Origin of the sequence: Salipaludibacillus sp. CUR1, from assembly GCF_021028955.1 — a bacterium.
Lineage (GTDB): Bacteria > Bacillota > Bacilli > Bacillales > Salisediminibacteriaceae > Salipaludibacillus.
The window spans coordinates 15,870-32,660 of sequence record NZ_JAIWPE010000044.1; the positions used below are offsets into that span (position 1 = coordinate 15,870).

Consider the following 16,791-nt stretch of genomic DNA (forward strand, 5'->3'; position numbering starts at 1 on the left):
GCTGGAGTTACCTGTAAACTCTTCTTTTAAAGCGATTATACCTGCTTCAGGCCCCGGTGAATAGCGGTTAGGCAACTGGCTTGCCTCCGGATGACAAAGAGGCTGACCTCAAAAGTCTAATTTTGAGGACAGCCCCTGACCCACGCTCATCATTTATTCAACTTTTTCTCCTTCATAAGAAGAAATGCCACCCATTACAATTGTTAGGTTGTCCACATCAAAGCCTTGCTCAATCATCGATTCACCGACTTGAATACTGCGGTTCTGTGTATTGCAAAGAATAACGATTTCCTGATCTTCAGGAAGCATGGACGCGTCTTCCATCACTTCATTCATCGGAATATTTTCAAATCCTTGTATGTGACTCTCAGCAAATTCATCTTCTTCACGGACATCGAGATAAAACGTATCCTCTTCCATGCCTTCTTCCACTTCAGCTTGCAGCTCTTCTGCCGACATTTCATTCATATCCCCGGTTTCTGCATCGGAATCAGAACAGCCGGCTGCGGCCGCCACAATAATAAGCCCAGTAAATAAAATTAATAAATGCTTCATTTTAATCTCCCCTTTGATGCCTTCTTTAAAGCTAATACAAACAAGCACTTTTGTACAGAGAGATTATAACACTTTTTAAATACTTTTTATAATAATAACTATGGCATATAAGTGTCAATTAACAGACAAGCCGCTGACGCCTGGCCAGGTTCTTATAAGGCTTGTCCTACTTCAGTATCTTCCCTGCTTCTGTTAAACGCTGAACCGCAGTGAAGATTTCTACACCAAGAAAAATAAGGCCGATCGCAATCAAATAATCAGGAAAAACAATCATCAGTGAAAAAAGTATAAAGCCTTCAGTCCGTTCAGCCAGTCCAGGCTGATAATAAAATGTTTTAATACCGCTTTTTTCAGCTACAGCCCCGACCGTTAAGAATACTGTCATACAAAATATAATTGAGACGCTTAGCAGAAGCAATACCCACATAGCTTCAGGAAAACGAAAGGCAAGGCCTAGAATGACACTAATTTCAACGAGCCGGTCAAAAGTGACGTCCAGAACAGTTCCAAAAGGCGAGGTTTTAGTTTTACGGGCCATCGTCCCGTCCACTACATCCAAGAATCCTGAAAACCATAACACAGCAAGTGCCAGTATAGGCTGATCTAAATAGATAAAAACACCGGAGCTTACCCCGATAATAAATGCGATTACTGTGACGTGGTTTGCGGTGAGGCCAATCTTCAGAAATATGTTTGCCGACTGGCTGATGGCAGGCTCTACCAGATGGCGGGCTTTCGTATCAAGCATGACTTCCACTTCCTTTTTCCCTATCGAGAAATCTTTTGTTCATTTTTTTGAGACTGTGTGCGCCAATTCGATTTCTTACCAGTGTCACACGCTTCAACACTGGGCCGCTTATAACAGACATGAACAGCCTCTTTATCATTAAACTTGCTGTTTGACTGGATAACTACAGACTGGTTCAGTTCAGGAATATGAACGTGATAAAACGTTAAACCGTATTTAAAAAATTTTGACTGGATGATTCCCTCTGCCTTTTGTGAATCACTGGCAAGAAGTCTGCTTACAGGCCGAAGGGAGAGTTTTCCCGCAGAGATAAATCTGCCCTCCACATAAAGGCCTTCAGAAAACATTTCAGCCACTTCTTCGTTATCCGGATGCTGGTATACCTCTTCTGGAGCACCTATTTGCTGAAACTTGCCATCTTTCATAACTGCGATCCTGTCACCCATAATCATCGCTTCTTCTCTGTCATGAGTAACAAAGACAGCTGTTACTCCTTCTCTTTTCAGAAAGTCTCTTACCCAGGTTCTTATGGAAGTACGCAGTTCAGGGTCCAGGCTGCTGAATGGTTCATCGAGTAAAACAAGAGACGGATTGACAATAAGGGCTCTGGCAAGGGCCACCCGCTGCTGCTGCCCTCCGGAAAGCTGATTAGGATACCGGCCAGAGAGCTTTTCCAGCTCCACTTTTTCCAGCAGGTTCATTCCCCGCTCGATCCGTTCTTTCTTAGCTTTTTTATTCTTCCCGTATTTTAAACCGTAAGTCACATTTTCCAAAATTGTTAAGTGAGGAAACAGCAGCGGCTGCTGAAACATAAGCACGACTGGTCGCTGTTCTGCTTTAATAGAGGTCATATCCTTTCCGTCTATATATATTTTCCCTGATGACACTCTGGAAAGACCAGCTATAGAACGGAGAAGAGTCGATTTCCCGCATCCTGAAGGCCCGACGAGACTGATAATATCTCCTCTATTCACTTCTATATTTAAATGTTGGAATACCGTCAGATCAGCAAAGACCTTTGAGACATTCTCCAGTTTCATCAGCATAAGCTGATCCCTCCTTAAGGTTTACGGATTACAAATAAATACCCTTTTATTACAGCTTCCCACACGATCAGAAAAGCAATCGGCAGGAGTGCAAACAAGACAGAAAATCCTGCCACCACCGCTTCATCGGCACTGTTAAAATAAGGGTAATAAATCATAGGCAAAGTAAGCACTTTCCCTCCCCCGATAATCGCTGTCAGCACGTACTGGCTGAGGGAAATAACAAAGACAAGCACTGCGGTGCTGCGCAGACTTGGTATGATCAGAGGGACAACCACCGTCCAAAACGTTGTCCACCGTCCTGCGCCGAGAACAGCACTCTGTTCTTCCCAGTCAAAGGACAGCCTGTCAAATCCTGCTTTCAAAACTCTTACTGCATAAGGTAGCGTTGGAAGCAAATGAATTAAAATGACGCCGGTTATTCTGTCTGTCAGTCCCAGCCGGATCATAGTTAAATGCATGCCCATAGCAATCGCCAGGACAGGAATTAAAATAGGCATCATAAGGAGAGCTTCCACTACTCCTTTCCCTTTGAACGAAAATCTGCTTAAGGCGTAAGCCGAGGGCACAGCGATAAGAAAATTTATGAGTACGACGCTAACCCCTACAGCTACTGTAACGTAAAGTGATCTGGAAAGTGCCGGGTCCCTGAACATCACTTCCCAGGCGCGCAGACTGAACTGGTCAGGACGCCATTCCGGCCAGGACCAGCCAAAACTGACGCTTTTTATGAACATGATAACCACAGGCGCGACAAAGAGCAGAATGCATCCTGTAAACCATACCGCCTGCGCCGCTTTTTTTCTGTTAAAAATCATGCTTCTTCCCTCCTCATCGCCCAGCGGCTCCGCCATCTCTGGGCGAAAGTCAGGATAAAGAAGGCTGCAGCAAGTGACACTGCCGACAGAAAGACCATCATCGCATGAGCGAGCGGCCGATTCACCCAGGCAGCCTGGTAAAACCAGTCATAAGCAAGCACCGGGATCATTTTCGGGTAAGTAACACCGAGCAGGGCGGGTACTTCAAACGCACCGAGTACAAATACGAACAGGATCAGAAATACCTCCAGGGAAACTGGCCAGACCCATGGAAATTCCACTGTTTTGAAAACTGTCCAGCCGTTTCCGCCCAACGTCCGGCTTACATCTTCATATCTCATATCCATTTCCTGATAAACAGGGAGAAGCATAAGAATGACAAAAGGAATTTCCTTCCATATATACGTGAGAATCACACCTATATAGTATGGGTCATTAACTAATAACGGAAACTGGCTCATATTTTCAAGCCATCCTGACTGGAATGCCACCGAGGAAAACCACCCGCTTGGAGCAAACAATAAAAAGACTATATAAGCAGCCACAAAATGCGGGATAAGCATAGGAAACCAGGCGATAAATTTCCAGTGGTCCTGTTTAAACAAGCGGACCAGATGGCGTGTCATCCAGATACCGATCACGAGAGACACAGCTGTCGAAATAAACGCCACCCAAATACTCACTGCCAGGGCATTCAGAAAAACACCTTCCTGGAAAAGCTGCTGGTAATGGTAGTAAAACGGCTGGCCTTCTTCCACAGCTACACTGCTTTTTGCAGCGCTGTAAAGACCGTAGCCTACAAAGAAAAAAACAACGAGCAGGCTTGGAAGCAAATAAAAATAAGGTTTCAGGCTGGTTAACTTACTGCTGGACAACTTCTCGTTCCCAATGTTCCAGAATCCAGTCATGGTATCTTGAGTCGAGTTCCGGAAGAATATCCTCTGACTCTACGATTGCCGGACCGGTTATTTGCTCCATTTCCTGTACCTGCTCCTCTGAAATACTTTCAGCATTCAGAACTGTGCCCTCTCCCCACATGGAAGGATCTAATTTTTTGATCTGGGCTTCAGGAGAGAGCATAAAGTTTATCGCAACCATCGCAGCCTCTGGTTCAGGACTGTTGAATGGAATAGATAAATAGTGGGTGTTACTGATCGACCCTGGTTCCAGCACAACGGTCTCTGTTGCTTCAGGGAAAATGCCGTCTTCGATAAGGCTTTCAGCACGGTGCTCATTAAAACCCATTGTAAATGCTACTTCCCCGTTTGAATAAAGCTGGTCCAGATGTGAGAGTGATTCAGGATAGGTCTGTCCGTTACGCCAAAGGGACTCTTTAAATGTACGAAGAGTGTCAAAAACCTCTTCCTTGTTTTCTTCGAGCCACTCTTCATTAAATGTTTCCAGCTCCTCAGGATCGTCTGCCACATGGTACATGACATGCCGGACAAAGGCATTTCCTGTAAAATCATTCACATTAGGGTAAGTAAACTGGCCAGGGTGGTCGATTGCCCACTCAATCAAATCCTCCATCGTTTCAGGCGGATTTTCTACCATATCTGAATTGTATTGAAACGCAAATTGAACATTGCCCCACGGTGCCTGGTGCCCGTTAATTTCCGTTCCCATATCGAAATGGACGAACGGCGCATCGTCACCAATGTAGTCTTCCATGTTTGGCAAGTGTGATGTAAACTCTCCATATAACAAATCATTATTTTTGGCGTTTCTGAAATTTTCGCCGTTAATCCAGAGAAGATCTGCCGACCCTTCATTTTGGCCTGCTTCTTTTTCCGTCATAAGTTTGGATAAGAAGTCAGGCGCATCCATCGGATAGCGTGTAAGGGTAATATCATATTCCTCTTCAAGGTGAGGAGCAACAAATTCATCGAGATACTGGTTAACTCCGTCATCTCCTCCCCACATATAAATACCTATTTCCGAACCTTCAGCTTCACTGACTATGTCGTCCCAATCTTTACCCTCTAAACCGTGTGCTGCGTCCTCCTCCTGCTGATCCTGGCCGCATGCCAGCAGCACAGACGCCATTAAACCTATAGCCGGTATCACTTTTTTCATCTTTTCACACTCCGCTAATTTTTTTATTTTCAAATATATAAAGTTATTTAAGTTTATGCTTTATCAGAAGCAGCCCATACCCTATTTATTTTCAGGTGCCGTTTGAGACAAGTTATTAAAGCTTTAAATTAGATGGAAGAAGGAGTTCTTTAAAACATATAAAACAGTATAACTCGTTTAAAAAGTTGAATAAGTAAGCCTGCTTACAATTGTGTGTGGTATTTTGAGCCTCTCTCACTCTGGTAGAAAAGAGAGTCAAACCTGTTTCCATATCTTTCTCACAAAGTATATTCTAACATATACACGCCAAATATTAGTGAACATCTCGTGTCTTAAAGCAAGAAGCGTTCGATGAGCTCGAACGCTTCTTTACTAAGCTTAAATAAGTTTTGTACGGCGTCCTTAAGACGTTTCTTTTAATTCATCCATATCGATGCCTTTTTTCTTGGCAAGGTATTTAGGAATAAGAGAGACAAGGAAAAGAATGATCCCTGCAGCCGCAAATTGCAGCATTAAGTTTAACGAAATACCTTCCCGTACAATTTGTCCTGCCATAAACGCGTAAATAAATGCTCCAGGAGCCATCGTAATTAGCGATACACCTGTATACTTGGCAAAACCTAAACTCGTGAGGCCGTATGCATAGTTCTGAACGTTATAAGGGAAGACCGGCACAAGCCGTGTAAGAATCAGGAAACTGACCCCGTTCTTTTCTACACCTTTATCAATTTTATCGAAAATAGGGTTTCCTTTAAACTTCTTCAAAATCATGTCACGGGCTAAATATTTAGCTACAAGGAAAGCTGCAGCCGCACCGAGAGTGGCACCGATCAGTGATAAAATCCCTCCAATGACAGGGCCGAAAGTGATCCCCGCCACAATTGTAAGCACTGCTCCCGGCAGCATAAACACTGCCACGGCAACGAATACAAGAACAAATATGACATATCCCAGCATTCCAAAGCTGTTAATGAACTCCTGCATCGCTGCGACATCCTGAAGACGGTCCATAATACCCGTCTGCCATGCAATTAATATAACTGCTCCAATAACTGCCAGCAAACTGACAAGTTTAATGGCTGATTTATTTTTTTCACTCACAGTCTTCACTTCCTTTCCTGGTGATTAAAAATCACCGTTTTCTGTTCTGTCGATTACGTCCTGGTTACCCTCTTCGTATGCGTGGTAAGACCATTCAATCCAGGAGCCGTCATAGTTTTTCGCGTTATCATAACCCATTGCATGAGTAAGCACAAGCCATGTGTAGGCAGATCTTACACCAGATTGACAGTAGGAAATGACTGTCTGGTCATTTGCTGTGACGTCTCCGTAAAGCTCTTCCAGTTCATTTAACGGCTTAATTGTGCCATCCTCTGCAGTAGCTTCTGAGTACTCAATGAATAAGGAATCTTGTATTTTACCAGGGCCGTATGCACCGCTGAGTGTCGTGCTTCCTTCTTCTTCATCAAGTGCGCGTGTATCCAATACTAAATAATCATCGCTATCTGCTGCTTCAATCATTGTATCAAGGGAGGCGTTAAATGCTTCCTCGTTAAAATCAGGTGCTGTGTACTCTGTTTCCGGACGGTCGCCAGGTTCCATTGCGTCTCCTGTTTCAAACCCTTCACCAATCCAGACATTGATGCCGCCATCAAGGAATCTTACATCTTCATGCCCCATCATTTTAAGCTGCCAGAAAACTCTTGCGGAGTCGTGCTGGTCGTTTGCTGCATAAGTGACAATTGTGGTATCTTCCTGTACACCGAATGAGCTTAACATGTCTTCCATTTCTTCTTTAGTATTCGCCATACCGCCGTATGGGTAATCTTCCGTTCCAGAATAATCAGGGCGCCATACTTCAAAGGACCCCGGGATGGCCCCGCCTCTTTCATCCATGGTGCCGATTACGACAACATCCTGAGACTCATCTTCCATTAGGTCTTTTAATTCGTGGGCTGTAACAAATACTTCAGGGTTGGCATATTCACTGATTTTTTCCTGCTGTGCGGACATGTCTACCTCCTGTGCGTCAATACCGGTTACTGAAAAATAAACGATAACGCCTACGAGCAGTACTGCAAGTGCACCAAAACTTCCAAATTTCATTTTTTTACTCATTGTAATACCCTCCTCTTAAAATAAGGTGTAGATGCTCAACAATTCACAAATAATTGCTTTTATATTTGGCTCTGTTAAACTTTGTTGTTGATTTTCGCTTTAAGACGCTCGCTGTAATCAACTCCTGATCTATTAACAGAGCCTTTTATTTAAACATGGTCTGTACCAGGATGGGTGAAAGACTTATGCTTTAACAACCTGCCTGACTGCGTGTTTAGATTTATAGCGGTTAATCCACGATTTAGCTGGACTCGAAAGAACATCTTCAGGGGCAGGCTCTTCGTTATATACAACCGGTCCCCATAATAAATCAAGAATATGGAAGGCCTTCTTTCCAACTTTCATCATTGATGACCGGCATGCGGCACAGTAGACAACCACATGGTCCGATTCAAAGTCGTCTGCCCGGCGCTTCATTACACGTGTTGCTAAATCCGGGTTTGCCGGCACTATCATTCCGCCAAATCCGCAGCAGCGGGCATTTTCTCTTGAGTGTTCAGTTTCTTCGACTCTGTAACCCAGCTCTGACATAATCCAGCGTATTCCATCCTGGATCTCTTTTTCATACCGGGTAGAACAGGAATCGTGAATCCCGAAGACGACGTCGCTGTCTTTCGCTTTCCCGCGAACTTCTTCCGGAAGGCCGATTTTAGGAAGAAGCGTCCACAGTGATTCGACATCTGTATGATCGCTCGTTTCCTTAATCGTTTTGTAACAGTTCTGACACGCGACAATCATAGTCTCTATTCCTACATCGTCAATATCTTTCTGAAGCCCTGCAAATCTTTCCTTGAACTTTTCTTCCTGTCCCAGGGCTTTAGTGCCTTTCCCGCAACACTTCTGCACCCCTCCAAGGTCGGGGTAAATTTGTTTTAAATATTCCATTGTTTTTTTAACGCCTTCAGGTGTGTATGAAGGCAGTGAACAACCTGGCATGAACCCCATTTTTTCACTCATGTTACTTCACCCCTTTAACTTTCGTACAGAAGATTTTAGAGAAACCGAGTTTTTGGTGAACTTCAATGGCTTTATGTCCATCCATAGGGGACTTGCCATCGTTATGGAGAATGAAATCTTTCCTCATTCCCATAAATGTTTCACCGATCTTATAATCGTTCGGACACACGTGAGTACAGCCGCCGCACATGTTACAGGAGTATGGAATGATTGGATCGATTTCTCCCTTTTCAAGAAACTCTCCGAAGATATCCTGAGGGCATTCGCCGTAATCGTTCATCATCAGGCATTCGGTCATACAGAGTTTACATTCGCATTGCAAACATCTCGATGCTTCCTTTTGAGCCTGTTCATCTGTATATCCAAGATCAAAAGCTTTGAAATCGCGTTTTCTTTCTTTAGCAGATCTGTGATTGCCCGACGTTCTTGGAAGGTTTTCAGTTCCTTTTGGAAGCGGAACGTCCAGTCTCGTTTCGAAGCTGTATTCCAGTTTGAAGTTCCGGCCTTCAGCCAGATCTTTTTCTTTCAGGAACCTGTCGGCTGATGCAGCTGCTTTACGTCCAAGTGCCATAGCCTGGACGACGATAGCGCCGCCGCTTGCATCGCCAGCTGCGAACACATCCGGAAGATTAGTTGCTAACGTGTCAGGATCTGTCACGTAGCGGCCTCCGCCTTTCTGTTCAAGCTGGCCGTCTGTAATGTCTTCAACTTGCTGACCTGTCGCGAAAACAACAGTATCTATTTTTACTTCTTGTGTTTCTTCTGAAAATTGAGGAGCAAAACGCCCGTTTTCATCAAACACTGATAATACTTTTTTCAAGCGCAAGCCTTTAACCTTGCCGGCTTTATCTTTAAGAATCTCATCCGTACCCCAGCCGTTAATGAATTGCACATCTTCTTCCTGTGATTCATCGATTTCCTCCTGGCTTGCCGGCAGGTTCTCCAACTCTTCCAGGCTGATGAGCAGCACTTCTTCCGCTCCAATGCGCCAGGAAGACCTTGCACAGTCCATTGCCACATCCCCGCCGCCGATTACGGCGATTTTCTTGCCTGCTTTTGGAAATTTATGGGTCAGGCTGATGTCTTTCAAATAGTCGACTGCATTGAAGACCCCTTCTGCGTCTTTTCCTGGAACCGGAGGGATGGTCCCCTTATGAGCACCGTTTGCTACAATAACAGAGTCATAGTCTTCTCTTAATTGAGAGAATGTGACGTCTTTACCGATTTCGACACCCATTTTAAATTCAACGCCTAAATCTACTAAATAGCTGTATTCGAAATCAATCACTTCACGAGGAAGCCGGTATTCCGGTATTCCTACGCGCATCATGCCGCCTACCACATGCAGTTTGTCATAAATGACAACTTCATGGCCTGCTTTGCGGAGGTCGATTGCTGCCTGGGCACCTGCTGGACCCGCACCGATCACTGCTACTCTTTTACCGGTAGGTTCACCGACTGAGTCCTCCCAAAGCTCTTTTCGGTCAGCTCTTTCCGCCGCGAAACGTTTTAAACCGGCAACTGAGAGCGGCTGGCCAAACTCTGTGTTTCTTCGACAGTCTGTTTCACAAGGATGGGCACAGATTCTTCCAAGAGTATTAGGAAGAAACAGCTTTTCCCGAATCGTTTTTAACGCTCCTTCGTAGTCACCTTTACCAATTTGTGCGATGTACTTCTTTACATCTGTATGCATCGGACACGCCGCCGTACAAAAAGCGTCTTCATGCCCCATACACCCGTCAGTAATATGTGAAGCTTGTTCCCACACATTTTTTTTGAATTCCATGACTCTCACCTCTCATTCGATTTGTGAAGAAACTTCACAAAAACTTCACTATGTGAAGTTTTTCACATGATGTTAGTGTAAAAAAACGAAGGTTCCTCCCCCGCAACATCTGTGATAGCTCTTCTTATGGCTGCAAGTTACATTAATAATCAGATTATAATAATAAAAATATAAGTCCGTAACCTTTGCCAGTCTTTCTAATTTGTTGGCAGAGGCATTCATTCTTCCTGACTATTCAGTATAAAACATAACAGTTATGTTCAATGCTGAACTTGAAGGAACAACAATACCTCCACCTTTAATTTAACAAATTTAATAAACGTATAACGATGAAAAATTCGAATAGTCTGTGACAGAGATGTAGACAAATTTCAACACAATGTAAACTGAGTGAACTAGTCGGCTTTAATCTGTTGTATTATAATAAAAGGTTATTATACAACAAAAAAAGGGCTTATTTAGCCTGTTTTTTAAATCTGTTCCAGAAATTCTATTTATCTGTTTCAAAAAATAAGTAGGGGTGATTTTTCCTCCCGGGTGAAATGATTTATTGCTTGCAGGCCAGCAAGTCGATGACTGTAAGTATTGCTTGATTGTAAGCTCAGTACCGCAAGGGCCGTATAGAACAGGTTTATGGCAGCTTTACTTCTCCCTGCCGCCAACTGAATTGCCCCCTCCTGTGGTAGAAAAACACCCCCCGCCAGTTTCCAATATTTATCCTAAATCTCTTTTTTTCTTTCTCAGGTATAATAGATTCTATAATCTTTTATATAATGGGGGATTTTATGGAGTTATTTGTTATTATGCTGGAACGTTTAGGTATTATAGTGATGGTCGCCTTCTTAATGACAAGAATCCCCTTTTTCCGTCACCTTATAGAACGCCACCAGGTGACGCTGGCTCAACGTATTAGTATCACTGTTATGTTTGGCTTTTTTGGCATCATAGGAACATACACAGGGGTAGTGGTTTCTCCAGGGGAAGCCAGTTATGTGATGTGGGTATCGGAATTAGCCCAGGAAGAAGCTATAGCTAACTCCCGTGTTCTTGGAATCGTTGTCGCCGGTCTGTTAGGTGGCTGGAGAGTCGGTGTTGGAGCAGGGTTAATTGCAGGAGGGCACCGTTTCCTGCTTGGAGGATTTACAGGATTTGCTTGCGGTATTTCCGCAGTGATTGCTGGTTTAATAGCCGGCATAGCCCACCGCTATATGAAAAAAGGATCCAGCCTTTCTTTACCGCTCACTTTTTTTGTCGGCGTTTTAAGTGAAACCATACAGATGACTGTTATTCTTTTAGTTGCCAGACCATTTGACCAAGCTCTTGCTCTTGTCGAACTTATCGGTTTGCCTATGATTCTTGCTAATGGGGTAGGCGCTGCTGTTTTTGTATTAATTATACGCAGTGTCATTAAAGAAGAAGAAAAGATGGCAGCAGTCCAATCCGGCCGCGCTTTAAATATTGCCGATAAAACGATGATTCATATGAGAAAGGGTTTAACGCCTGAATCGGCCAAACAAACGTGTGAAATACTTCTTCAGGAAGTTAATGCTTCAGCAGTTTCTATGACCAATCGCTCAACTATATTGAGTTACCGGGGAAAAGGAGCAGATTATTATGAAGAAGGCGAAGATATTAAAACAGAAGCGACTAAAAAAGTTCTGGAAACCGGAAGGATCTTTCAAGGTGATCAACAGGAAATTGATCAGCATCAAAACCTCCCTTCCGATATTAAAGCAGCTTTAATTGTTCCTTTAAAACAAAAAGAAGTCATTGCAGGAACGTTAAAATTTTATTTTCATTCTGAAAAAGAAATTACCGTATTAGAAAGAGAATTAATTCAGGGTCTCGCGAGGATGTTGAGTCATCAGCTAGAACTGGCGAAAGTTGAAGAGTTGGAAAAAATTGCGAGAGAAACTGAGATTAAAGCTTTACAGGCGCAAGTCAGTCCTCATTTTCTTTTTAACACTCTTAACATTATTGTTTCTATGATCAGAACTCATCCGGAAAGAGCAAGGAAACTGCTCCTTTCCCTGTCAAATTTCTTTCGGCAGAATCTGGCCGGCACACATAAATCCTGGTCCTCCTTAAATGAAGAACTGAAACATATTAAATCATATTTAGAGATTCAAAAAGCGCGGTTTTCCAGTGCTCTGGAAGTAAAATGGGAAGTGAACAACGATCTTCTCCATAATCAAGTTCCCACTATGACTCTTCAGCCATTAGTTGAAAACGCGATTAATCATGGAAAGATTTCCAGTGATCATTCTTTGATAGTTACCATTCGTATTGAAGAAAGGAATGGTAATGTGCTGGTTTCCATAAGCGACAATGGCAGAGGAATAGACAGCGAAAAATTAGCCTATTTAACTAAACGGCCAATGGAATCTGAAAAAGGGTCAGGCATTGGGTTATACAATGTTCATAACCGATTATCTAATATGGTTTCACCTGATTCAGCATTGAAAATTGTTAGTGAACCTTCCATAGGTACAACTGTCTCATTTCAACTTGAAAGGAGATTTTAAAGTGGTAAGACAAACTATTCGCACGTTATTAATTGATGATGAACCTTTCAGCAGGGATGAGCTAAAGCATTTACTTTCCTCTTATTCTGATATCGATGTGGAAGGAGAAGCTCAGTCTGCCCAAGAAGCCCTGGAAAAGATTATGGAATTGGAGCCTGATGTGATCTTTCTGGATATTGAAATGGGAGATAAAAACGGCATAGAACTAGCTTCTACTGTTCAAAAACTAAAAAAGGTGCCTTTAATTGTATTTGCCACCGCTTACCCCGATTATGCGGTGAAAGCCTTCAGAGTTCATGCTATGGATTACGTTTTAAAACCTTTTGATGAAGAACAGATACACGAGACAGTCATCAGGTTACGGGACGCCCTGATTAACGAGCCTGCTCCTTCGCTGGCCGGGGCAAGTGACGAATTCGGCAAACTGGCTGTTCAGCAGGAAGAAACGATTTATTATCTGGCGCCTCGGGAAATTGATTATATTTACAGGGAAGGCGGAGTTACCAAAGTCTCCAGTCAACAATGTGAGTATGTCATACGCTATCCATTAAGAGAGATTGAAGATAAGCTGCAGGATTACTCTTTTTTCAGAACCCATAAAGGGTTTATCGTTAATTTAAATCACGTGGAAGAGATGAGGCCCTGGTTTAACGGGGCGTACCAATTAAAACTTAATAATGTAAACGAATTGATTCCTGTCAGCAGAAATTATGTCAAACAGTTGCGCGCCCGTCTTGAACTGTAACAGGTATTAACATCTTACAACGCTTTTTCGACATTTTATTCAACATTTTAAACATTATAAACGTTATAACACCTTTAAACGGTCATTTCACTTTATAATAAAAACAGTTTATGAAAGCCCATACATTTTAAAGTGAGGTGGATGACGTGATTACTTTTTTACTTGCAATAGCTATTTTAATTGTCGGTTATTTTACTTATGGAAAGTTTGTTGAAAAAGTATTTGGTGTTAAAAATGAACGTATGACTCCCGCGATGAGCCAGGGAGACGGGGTTGACTACGTGCCCATGGGAACTAAACGAAACTCTTTGATTCAGCTATTGAACATTGCAGGGGTCGGGCCTATATTCGGGCCGATTATGGGGGCTCTTTACGGTCCCGTTGCTTTCCTTTGGATTGTATTCGGGGCCATCTTTGCAGGTGCGGTGCATGATTATTTAACGGGAATGATCTCTATCAGGAACCGCGGAGCGCATTTACCTGAGCTTGCAGGGAAATTCCTCGGTAAAGTAATGAAACATGTCGTAAACGGGTTTTCGGTATTGCTGCTGCTTTTGGTCGGTACTGTGTTCGTAACTGCACCGGCGGCTTTGATCCATAACATGGTTCCAGGCTGGGTGACCTTAGGAATGATCATTGGTTTAATATTCCTGTATTATATTGTTGCGACAATGCTTCCTATTGATAAAATCATTGGCAGAGTTTATCCGGTCTTTGGAGGGCTTTTACTTATTAGTGCGTTGGGAATTGGCGGAAGTCTGGTGATTACTGGCGCTCCAATTCCAGAAATTACTTTGACTAACATGCATCCTGAAGGGTTAATGATTTTTCCATTATTGTTCTTAACTATTTCGTGCGGGGCTTTATCAGGTTTTCATGCCACACAATCACCTATTATCTCACGGACAACGCAGAGAGAAAAAGATGGGCGCAAAATCTTTTACGGTATGATGATCACAGAAGCCGTGATTGCTATGATCTGGGCAGCGGCGGCGATGAGCTTATTTTACGGAACAGATTTAAGCGCGCTCATTAACGAAGGCGGCCCTGCGGCTGTAGTAAGTGATGTATCTCTGATGATGCTTGGGGGCATTGGCGGGACTCTCGCTGTTCTTGGTGTCATCGTCCTCCCTATTACTTCAGGAGACACTGCTTTCAGAAGCGCAAGAATGATCATAGCCGACTATTTTAAAATAAAGCAGATTAAAATTAAAAACAGACTTCTAATCGCTTTACCTTTATTCTTTATGTCCGTAGCACTTACTCAAATTGATTTTACATTATTATGGCGTTATTTCTCCTGGGCAAATCAGTCTACAGCAATGATTGCTCTCTGGGTAGGAGCGATGTATTTAGGTATCCAAGGAAAGAATCACTGGATTTCCAGTGTGCCAGCTGCTTTTATGACGATGGTCACTTTTACTTATATCTTAAATGCACAAATTGGATTCGGATTATCTATGCCTCTCTCTTATACTTTGGCTGCACCAGCAACTGCCGTGGTCATCTTATTGTTCGCTAAAAAGCTGAATAAAGAACGTTCATTGAACGTCATCGAAGCGGATGCACGTCCTGAAAAAGCAGCTTAAACTAGCGGCAAGTCCGACGCTTTCAGCTTTATTTCTTATAGCTGGGACAAAAGAATAGTTATTATAAAGAAAGCCGAACAAAATTCTCTAATTTTGTTCGGCTGTTCTTTTTGAGAAAAAGAAGTGATTTCAGGGCGCCAGGTGGCCGCTTGCCCTGGGGTTTGTCTTCAGCTAAATTCAACTCAGCCTTGAGCTTCGTTGAATTGGATCTTCAGCCTGCGCATAATCCCTTGGGCGTCGCCACCTTCTGTCCTTCAATCAAAAAAGCTGAGGCTATTTAATAATTGGTAAAGTGACCCACGTTATAAAATATCTGAGAAAATTTTTGTTCGTCTTTTACAAACTTGTCTTTTGTTTTGTTCCAGTCTCTTTTTCATTAGTTCCGGCCTCTGTCTGTTAAAGGCAAGTCGTTAATTTCCAATGGAGCCTGGTCCTGCGTAGATGTCTCACTTTCAAAATATAAGTGGTGGTGAGTTTGGCATCCCGGATTAAACGGTTTATTGCATGCAGGACAGCGATTGGAAGACTTCAAGTACTGCTCAATTGTAAGCTCAGTACCGCAAGCGCCGCAAAGAACAGCTTTTTGCCAGAATTCTTCTGCAGGCCACCTTTCTACAGAGTGGCCTGCTGTTTCATGATGGCAATGAATACACGGATAATACGTGCCGCAGCACTTAAATTTTATAGCGATTCTGTCGCGCTCGGACTGGTAATGGGAGCAGCGGGTTTCCGTGTCTACAACTTTCCCCTTCACAATCACATCGTGGATTTTCATAATAAGCCTCCTCTATAAGGTTTAATAATATGGTTAGGCTGGGGATCAGATGCTGGGGGTCAGTCCCCCCATTTATTGGGAATTACTCACTTGAGGTCGTTTACTTGATAATTGCGAGATGGATGGTATACTTTTTTAAATCTACATTAATCATACTGGAGGGTTCTACACCATGAAAGCAAAACCTTGTAAAGATTCCAGGGTTATAAAAACGGGACGAGTGTTCCCTCAGGATACAAACAACCATAATACCCTTTTTGGCGGGAAACTGATGAGGGATATAGATGATGTGGCCTCAATATCAGCTGCAAGGCATTGCAGGAGGGAGTGTGTTACAGCTTCTACTGATTCAGTTGACTTTCTGCACCCTATCCGTCAGACTGATTCCGTTTGCCTTGAATCGCATGTTACCTGGACAGGCAAAAGTTCAATGGAAGTATTCGTTAAAGTGATTGCAGAGGACCTGCTGACCGCAGACCGCCGCGTAGCCGCTACAAGTTTTCTGACGTTTGTTGCATTGGATGAGGAAGGCAAACCAGCCGGTGTACCGGACGTAATACCTGAAACGGAAGAAGAAAAATATCTGCACGACACTGCTCCTGAACGGTCCAGAGTAAGAAAAGAAGGCAGAAAAGAAAGTAAAAAACTCGCGCAAATCCTCTCAGAATTAAAGCCTTGGGACGACTGACCATGAAAAGGGAATTAATGGGGGGTCAGACCCTCCAGAAATTTACATATTAAGTTTTTTAATTTAACCTGACAGTCAGGTACCCGATAATAAAACCTGTAAAAATTACTATTATAATCAGGCTAATGACATACTGTAATAATTTAGACCCGGATTTGCCGTTTTTTCCTTTTCCTGTTCTTCTCTGAGTACGATCACTCACTTGTGACACTCCTTTGTAAATTAAGATAGAAGAAGGGAATAAATGGGGGGACAGACCCATAACGATTGCACGTAAGTAAAATAAATACACTAATGTTAATATATGTAAACAATATTTTGGGTTAATTTTAAAAAAAGGCGGACGAGGCATATAACGACCTTGT

16 protein-coding genes are annotated in these 16,791 nt (G+C 43.0%); 4 read left to right on the top strand and 12 right to left on the bottom strand.

Annotation, left to right across the window (positions count from 1 at the left end):
- Positions 1–153: 153 nt before the first annotated feature.
- The 10 genes from K8O68_RS09555 to K8O68_RS09600 form a co-directional block, all read right to left on the bottom strand.
- Positions 154–555, bottom strand: a complete 402-nt coding sequence (locus tag K8O68_RS09555; protein ID WP_230896666.1) for a rhodanese-like domain-containing protein — start codon at positions 553–555, stop codon at positions 154–156.
- 166 nt (positions 556–721) lie between these two features.
- Complete coding sequence (locus K8O68_RS09560; protein ID WP_230896667.1) at positions 722–1,303, bottom strand: CDP-alcohol phosphatidyltransferase family protein; 582 nt, start codon at positions 1,301–1,303, stop codon at positions 722–724.
- Positions 1,304–1,323: 20 nt separating this feature from the next.
- Complete coding sequence (locus tag K8O68_RS09565) at positions 1,324–2,349, bottom strand: ABC transporter ATP-binding protein (protein ID WP_230896668.1); 1,026 nt, start codon at positions 2,347–2,349, stop codon at positions 1,324–1,326.
- Between the two features lie 14 nt (positions 2,350–2,363).
- Positions 2,364–3,167 (bottom strand): ABC transporter permease, encoded by an 804-nt coding sequence (locus K8O68_RS09570; RefSeq protein WP_230896669.1) that lies wholly within the window; start codon positions 3,165–3,167, stop codon positions 2,364–2,366.
- Positions 3,164–4,042, bottom strand: a complete 879-nt coding sequence (locus K8O68_RS09575; RefSeq protein WP_230896670.1) for an ABC transporter permease — start codon at positions 4,040–4,042, stop codon at positions 3,164–3,166. The genes K8O68_RS09570 and K8O68_RS09575 overlap by 4 nt, the downstream gene beginning before the upstream one ends.
- Complete coding sequence (locus K8O68_RS09580; RefSeq protein WP_230896671.1) at positions 4,029–5,243, bottom strand: ABC transporter substrate-binding protein; 1,215 nt, start codon at positions 5,241–5,243, stop codon at positions 4,029–4,031. The genes K8O68_RS09575 and K8O68_RS09580 overlap by 14 nt, the downstream gene beginning before the upstream one ends.
- A 402-nt stretch (positions 5,244–5,645) precedes the next feature.
- A complete protein-coding gene (locus tag K8O68_RS09585; protein ID WP_230896672.1) occupies positions 5,646–6,344 on the bottom strand; it encodes a TVP38/TMEM64 family protein in 699 nt (232 codons plus the stop codon).
- A 24-nt stretch (positions 6,345–6,368) separates the two neighbouring features.
- A complete protein-coding gene (locus tag K8O68_RS09590; RefSeq protein ID WP_230896673.1) occupies positions 6,369–7,361 on the bottom strand; it encodes a sulfurtransferase in 993 nt (330 codons plus the stop codon).
- Positions 7,362–7,544: 183 nt separating this feature from the next.
- Positions 7,545–8,318, bottom strand: coding sequence for a heterodisulfide reductase-related iron-sulfur binding cluster (locus K8O68_RS09595; RefSeq protein ID WP_230896674.1), 774 nt, complete (start codon positions 8,316–8,318; stop codon positions 7,545–7,547).
- Between the two features lies 1 nt (position 8,319).
- Entirely contained in the window at positions 8,320–10,104 is a 1,785-nt protein-coding gene (locus K8O68_RS09600) for an FAD-dependent oxidoreductase (RefSeq protein WP_230896675.1), read from the bottom strand.
- A gap of 785 nt (positions 10,105–10,889) precedes the next feature.
- Between K8O68_RS09600 and K8O68_RS09605 the strand changes: the two genes are divergently transcribed.
- From K8O68_RS09605 to K8O68_RS09615, 3 genes are all read left to right on the top strand, one after another.
- The gene (locus K8O68_RS09605; RefSeq protein ID WP_230896676.1) at positions 10,890–12,629 is read left to right on the top strand and encodes a sensor histidine kinase; all 1,740 of its coding nucleotides are present in this window, start codon (positions 10,890–10,892) and stop codon (positions 12,627–12,629) included.
- 1 nt (position 12,630) lies between these two features.
- Positions 12,631–13,374 carry a LytR/AlgR family response regulator transcription factor gene (locus K8O68_RS09610; protein WP_230896677.1) on the top strand — a complete coding sequence of 248 codons (744 nt, stop codon included), beginning with the start codon at positions 12,631–12,633 and terminating at the stop codon, positions 13,372–13,374.
- 146 nt (positions 13,375–13,520) lie between these two features.
- Positions 13,521–14,963, top strand: coding sequence for a carbon starvation CstA family protein (locus K8O68_RS09615; protein ID WP_230896678.1), 1,443 nt, complete (start codon positions 13,521–13,523; stop codon positions 14,961–14,963).
- A gap of 376 nt (positions 14,964–15,339) precedes the next feature.
- On the opposite strand, the gene K8O68_RS09620 is transcribed toward K8O68_RS09615, so the two are convergent.
- Positions 15,340–15,738: a CHY zinc finger protein gene (locus K8O68_RS09620; RefSeq protein WP_230896679.1), complete on the bottom strand. Its 399-nt coding sequence runs from the start codon at positions 15,736–15,738 to the stop codon at positions 15,340–15,342.
- Between the two features lie 172 nt (positions 15,739–15,910).
- Between K8O68_RS09620 and K8O68_RS09625 the strand changes: the two genes are divergently transcribed.
- Positions 15,911–16,426 carry an acyl-CoA thioesterase gene (locus K8O68_RS09625; protein WP_230896680.1) on the top strand — a complete coding sequence of 172 codons (516 nt, stop codon included), beginning with the start codon at positions 15,911–15,913 and terminating at the stop codon, positions 16,424–16,426.
- 58 nt (positions 16,427–16,484) lie between these two features.
- Here K8O68_RS09625 and K8O68_RS09630 read toward each other — a convergent pair whose 3' ends face one another.
- Positions 16,485–16,628: a hypothetical protein gene (locus K8O68_RS09630; RefSeq protein WP_230896681.1), complete on the bottom strand. Its 144-nt coding sequence runs from the start codon at positions 16,626–16,628 to the stop codon at positions 16,485–16,487.
- Positions 16,629–16,791 lie beyond the last annotated feature (163 nt).

What these genes read in the sequence shown, in the direction of transcription:
- K8O68_RS09625 (WP_230896680.1), top strand. Translation starts at nt 15,911, where the DNA reads ATGAAAGCAAAACCTTGTAAAGATTCCAGGGTTATAAAAACGGGACGA.
- K8O68_RS09605 (WP_230896676.1), top strand. Translation starts at nt 10,890, where the DNA reads ATGGAGTTATTTGTTATTATGCTGGAACGTTTAGGTATTATAGTGATG.
- K8O68_RS09595 (WP_230896674.1), bottom strand. Translation starts at nt 8,318, where the DNA reads ATGAGTGAAAAAATGGGGTTCATGCCAGGTTGTTCACTGCCTTCATAC.
- K8O68_RS09580 (WP_230896671.1), bottom strand. Translation starts at nt 5,243, where the DNA reads ATGAAAAAAGTGATACCGGCTATAGGTTTAATGGCGTCTGTGCTGCTG.
- K8O68_RS09620 (WP_230896679.1), bottom strand. Translation starts at nt 15,738, where the DNA reads ATGAAAATCCACGATGTGATTGTGAAGGGGAAAGTTGTAGACACGGAA.
- K8O68_RS09555 (WP_230896666.1), bottom strand. Translation starts at nt 555, where the DNA reads ATGAAGCATTTATTAATTTTATTTACTGGGCTTATTATTGTGGCGGCC.
- K8O68_RS09590 (WP_230896673.1), bottom strand. Translation starts at nt 7,361, where the DNA reads ATGAGTAAAAAAATGAAATTTGGAAGTTTTGGTGCACTTGCAGTACTG.
- K8O68_RS09600 (WP_230896675.1), bottom strand. Translation starts at nt 10,104, where the DNA reads ATGGAATTCAAAAAAAATGTGTGGGAACAAGCTTCACATATTACTGAC.
- K8O68_RS09570 (WP_230896669.1), bottom strand. Translation starts at nt 3,167, where the DNA reads ATGATTTTTAACAGAAAAAAAGCGGCGCAGGCGGTATGGTTTACAGGA.
- K8O68_RS09560 (WP_230896667.1), bottom strand. Translation starts at nt 1,303, where the DNA reads ATGCTTGATACGAAAGCCCGCCATCTGGTAGAGCCTGCCATCAGCCAG.
- K8O68_RS09565 (WP_230896668.1), bottom strand. Translation starts at nt 2,349, where the DNA reads ATGCTGATGAAACTGGAGAATGTCTCAAAGGTCTTTGCTGATCTGACG.